At 58.3% G+C, this 5,033-nt stretch carries 4 protein-coding genes; 1 reads left to right on the top strand and 3 read right to left on the bottom strand.

The genetic code is table 11. The features are described from left to right. Nucleotides 1-80 precede the first annotated feature (80 nt). Both AB4043_RS17725 and AB4043_RS17720 read right to left on the bottom strand, forming a co-directional pair. Nucleotides 81-1,205: a hypothetical protein gene (locus AB4043_RS17725; protein ID WP_442307665.1), complete on the bottom strand. Its 1,125-nt coding sequence runs from the start codon at nucleotides 1,203-1,205 to the stop codon at nucleotides 81-83. Next, nucleotides 1,153-3,177: a carboxypeptidase regulatory-like domain-containing protein gene (locus AB4043_RS17720; protein ID WP_442307664.1), complete on the bottom strand. Its 2,025-nt coding sequence runs from the start codon at nucleotides 3,175-3,177 to the stop codon at nucleotides 1,153-1,155. The genes AB4043_RS17725 and AB4043_RS17720 overlap by 53 nt, the downstream gene beginning before the upstream one ends. Nucleotides 3,178-3,472: 295 nt before the next feature. Here AB4043_RS17720 and AB4043_RS17715 point away from each other — a divergent pair, with 295 nt between their 5' ends. Then, nucleotides 3,473-4,699, top strand: coding sequence for a hypothetical protein (locus tag AB4043_RS17715; protein WP_442301334.1), 1,227 nt, complete (start codon nucleotides 3,473-3,475; stop codon nucleotides 4,697-4,699). A 105-nt stretch (nucleotides 4,700-4,804) separates the two neighbouring features. Here the strand turns inward: AB4043_RS17715 and AB4043_RS17710 are convergent. Continuing rightward, a partial coding sequence (locus AB4043_RS17710; protein ID WP_442307663.1) for a hypothetical protein occupies nucleotides 4,805-5,033 on the bottom strand: 229 nt, incomplete at its 5' end.

The following is a 5,033-nucleotide window of genomic DNA, read 5'->3' as shown; positions in this document are numbered from 1 at the left end:
GAGCTGCCGCCGTAGCGCCGGTGCAGAAGGCACGGCGTGACACTTCCATGATTGCGTCTCGCACGTAATTGCTCCTGTGGTTAGAAGAGGATTCGTCCGCCAATCTGAATCTGACGGGGCACGCCGTAGGCGCCGGTGATCTTGCCGAAGTTACCGGAGTTGAGCGAGGTGGTCGGATTGTTAAGATTKACGAGGTTGAAGACGTTGTTGACCTCGGCACGGAGCTGGAACTTCACCGCTTCATAGACGCCGAAGTCGCGGAAGAGCGCGGCGTTGATGACACGGTTTCCAGGGCCGAAGAAGTTGTTGCGGCGGGTTGTGCCATCCAGTCCGCCTGGACCGACACCCGCGGGGCACGTAGCCGTGCTGCCGGTATACGAGCAGAATGCAGCAGGGTTGAAGTAGGCACTGATCTTGTCGGCCCGCGAGCGTCCGCGGGTGATCCCTACATCGGCATTGCCGGAGAGATTGGCACGGTCAGAGGTGTAGCCATCGAAGTTGTTATCCACTCCAGTGGTCACGCTGAACGGTGTTCCGGCGTTGAGTTGTGCAATGCCGGAGATCGTCCAGCCGTTCACCACTTCACGCACATAGCGTGGCGAGCTGGTGAAGAAGGCGGGCTTCCAGATTGCGGAGATATTGGCCTGATGACGCAGATCGGTATCGCTGCTGCCGTACTCGTCCTGAATGCGGTTGAAGTCCTGCGCGGTGCCGATGACAGCGCCGCTATTGTTCACCGAGGCGCTCGACAGCGTCTTCGACCAGGTGTAGAAGGCCTTGACCGAGAACTGATGGCTCAGACGTTTCTCGCCCGTGATCTGCAAACCGTGATAGTTGGCCCGCTGTCTAGACTGGATGAGATTGATGATGCCGAGACCTCCCTGGATGGGACGCCGGGAATCATAGTTGCTTGTAGTGCTCGTCGTCACGCCATTCACTGGATTGGCGGCAGTGGCGTAGATCGGGTAGTTGATATCCGGAGCAAAGGGAACATCATGGCTGAACGAACCGACATAGCTGACAGAGACAGCGATCGAGTTCGTTACCTGCTGCTGGACGGAGAAGTTGGTCTGATAGACGTACGGCCACTGATAATCCAGATCGATGCCCTGAACCTGTGCCGGAGCGATGAACGGACGCGGATTCTTCGGGTCATAGACATAGGGATACGGATTGCCATTGGGGAAGGAGCGTGCATCGCGCAGTGGGATAGATCGTGGACTTCTGCCCGGCGACGAAGGTTGACTGACGGTCCTTCGGATCGGTCGGCGAGGTCTGTACATCCCAACGAAGACCCAGGTTGACGGTCAGGTTGCGGAAGATGCGATAGTCGTCCTGGGCGAAGATGCCGCTGAACCAGGAGCTATCGGCAGCCTGGACAGGGGAGTCCTGGTTCATCGTTGCCGGAAGACCGGCGATGAAGTCGGAGATCTCCGCATTGGTGCGTGCGGTGGCGCGCTGGAAGGCGAAGACGCCGTAGTTGTTCAGGTAGGTGTACTGCAGATCCTTATTCAGCGAGGTTTCAGCACCGAACGAGAAGGTGTGTTTGCCGCGGGTGATGCTGACAACATCACGCAGCGAGTAGAAGTTGGTACCGGTGACCGGACCGCTGATGGCCTGGGCGGCGGTGAAGTATCCGCTGACAGTAAGCTGTGGCAGCATGGACGCGCCCTGGATGCCGAAGCTGGAGCCGAAGTCGGTAAGCGACAGTTGCGGCGTGTTGATACGGCCACCGATCATGCGGGTGTAGTTCAGCCATATCTGGTTGACGACATTCGCCGACGGCGTCCAGGTATCGGAGAGGTTGCCGTTCTGCTGGCGATAGACAAAGTTCTGGCGTGACCAGTCGATATTGCCGCCGGGGCTCTGCTGCTGATTGCCCGCCGTATTGAAATACATCCCCTGCAAACGATGAGTGCCGATCTGATGGTCGACTTTGATCAGGAACTCGTCCGTATTCAACGTGCTCGGAATGATGCCCTGCCAGCGATAGGTCGTACGGCCCGAGGCAGTGTCGATGCCGGTCGCGTTGGGAAGAGGAATGCGGGCGAGAAGGCGCTGTACCGTTGGATCAAGTTGGCTGGATGCCAGCTTGTTACCCGGACGGGGCGTACGCGTGACAGGATCGCAGACAACAAAGACGACACTGGAGCTATTGCTGGGGCAGCTGGACGGAGTGCCGCTCGCTGGCAGGTTAGCGCTGAAGTCACCGGCACGCTGGGCAGCAGTGGGGACAAGGGCGCCGTTGTAGGTGCTCGATGTGATCTGGCGCAGACCGGCGTAGGAGCCGAAGAAGAAGGTCTTGTCCTTCCAGATAGGACCGCCGAGCGTTGCTCCGAACTGGTTGCGGTGTAGAGGAGCCTTCGGACCAGGAGCGCTGAAGGCCGGAGCGGCGGCGAAGTTGGTCTCACGGTGGAACTCGAAGATGGATCCGTGGATCTTGTTGGTGCCGCTCTTGGTGACAACATTGACCAGACCGGAGGACATACGGCCGTACAGGGCGTTGTAGTTGTTGGTCTGGACGTTGAACTCGCGCAACGCATCCGGGTTGGGCAGCACGTTACCGGTATTGCGGATGAAGGTCATGTTCAGTCCGCCATCGAGGTAGTAGCTGACAGAGCCGACGAAGTTATCGGTTCCGCCGTTCATGTAAACCACCTGCTGGGGATACCCCAGCGTATTGACGTTGGAGCTCGACTGGACACCCGGAGTGAGGGTGAGCAGGTCATAGACGTTACGGTTGACGATCGGCAGGTTGTCGACTTCCTGGTTGGTGACCGTGCGGCCCAGGGTCGCGTTCGAGGTCTCAACCAGAGGAAGCTCGTTGGACGAGACGTCGACGGTCTGTGTCGCTTCGCCGATATTCAGGCTGGCGTCGAAATGTACTTCGGCATTCAGCGTCAGTACGACCCCTTGCTGCTGCTTGCTCTGGAAGCCGGCTGCCTCAACCTTGAGGGAATAGGTGCCGACTGGAAGGAAGTCCAGACGGTAGGCTCCGTCCGAGCCGGATGTGACCTGACGGGTGAATTTGGTTTCCTGGTTGATTGCTGTGACCTGGGCGCCCGGGATGACCGCACCGGATGTGTCCTGGATATTGCCGACGATCGTCGCCGTGGTGAGCTGTGCCTGAGCGATCCCTGCGACAAGCAGGAAAAGCAGCAGCAGTCTGCCGAACATCTTCATATGTACCTCCTAAAGCGGCCTGGCGTTTGAACCTGTGCATGTGCCAGAGCCCTCCGCCACGCAGCGGAACCCGCCTTCTCACCTCTTGTCAGGGTGTATGGGCAAAGCAGCGCCCACCTTCGGTTCCCATGAGAACGACTTGCAAGTGACTCACGGTTTGTATCCAGGTGTTGGCTTGTAAGTGGTTTGTATGGAACGGGATGGATATATTGTTGCAGCTTGTTTCAAACGTCGGGACGCGCCCTCTGCGATTGCCGTATGATGAACTCTGCCCCGGAATATGAGCACTATGAAGACAGATTGGGCGGCTTGGCAGCCGGTCACCGCGCAGGATCGAGAGACCGTTCTGCGGGAGATGGAGTCGATCCTCGCCAGCCCTCACTTCTGCAACAGCAAGCGGTATCCGGCATTGCTGCGGTATGTGGTGGAGAGTTCGCTGAACGGAAGGGGAGACCTCAAAGAGCGGACGCTGGGCATTGAGGTTTTTCAACGTCCGGCGGACTACGATACCAATGCCGATACGATCGTCCGCTTTACGGCCGGTGAGGTTCGGAAGCGGCTGTCGCTCTACTACCGCGACCATCCAAACGACCGTATGCAAATCGTCCTGCCGACGGGATCGTACACACCCGAGTTTCTTCTTTTGGAAGAGGATCCGGCCGGCACTCCWGTATTAAAGGAGAGACCAGCTACAGCTCTTTCAGTGGACCTGCTTCCGGGACCGGACGCGGTAATCACTAAGGAGTCTGCGCCGTCGTCGTCCAGTTGGCGCGGTCGCAACTGGATTGCAGGCGTCAGTCTGCTACTGCTGGCAACATCTGCGGTCAGCATATGGCGTTTCCGGCCGCACCGTGCAGATGTGGTCGATCAGTTCTGGCGGCCGGTGGCAAGTGAAGGACGCAGCACCCTGCTCTGTCCCGGAGGCGTGGTCTTCGCTCCCGAGCGAGCATCGGGAGTGGCTACCGCAGGCAAGGATATCCAGTATCCGTTCGTCTCGATGCAGATCGCGACGTCGATAGGGCAGCTCGGCGGTCTACTGCAGCGTGAGGGCGTCCGGTACGAGGTGCAGTCGTCAGTCGCGCTGCCGTTGACCGAGCTGCGAGACCGTCCGGTAGTTCTGCTTGGTGGATACAACAACGACTGGAGCATCCGGCTGCTGTCCGATCTGCGTTATCACTTCAGCACCGAACCAGAGGGAACGATTCTGGACGCACAGGATCCCTCAAAGCATTGGGAGCGTGACCGTACCCGTTCCTATTCGAGCGCCGATGACTATGCCTTGGTCGCCCGCTTCCGTAATCCGACTACCGGAAATATTGTTGTGGTGCTCGCAGGTCTGGGACGAAACGGTACGGAGGCCGCGACCGAGTTCGTAAGCAATCCCGATTATCTGGAATGGCTCAAGGAGCGGATCGGTGATGGACTTGGCCAGAAGAATATCGAGGTCGTGCTGAAGACCAGCGTGATCGACGGAAAGACCGGAGCGCCCTCGGTAGAGGCTTTTCATACCTGGTAGGCAGACTGCATTATTTTGTTGTCGAGGGCGGGGCGAACATTCTCATGACAGGTAACAAGCGAAAGGGCCACCGCATCGCGGGGGCCCTTTCGCTTAGCAGTACGGTTAGAAGTTGAACTTCGCCGCCGCCTGGAAGATACGTGGATCGTAAGCGGCGGTGGCGTTACCGAATGTACCCGAGCTCAAAGTAGTGGTGAAGCCACTTCCGCCCGACGTCCCAAAGAATGGATGGTTGAAAACGTTGAAGCCTTCGAGGCGCATCTGCAGCTTCAAACGTTCGTATAGCTGGAAGTTGCGGCTCAGTGAAAGATCCAGGTTGTAATACTTAGGCCCT

It is taken from the genome of Terriglobus sp. YAF25 (genome assembly GCF_052113305.1).
GTDB lineage: Bacteria > Acidobacteriota > Terriglobia > Terriglobales > Acidobacteriaceae > Terriglobus.
This window is presented reverse-complemented; position numbering and strand designations above follow the sequence as displayed.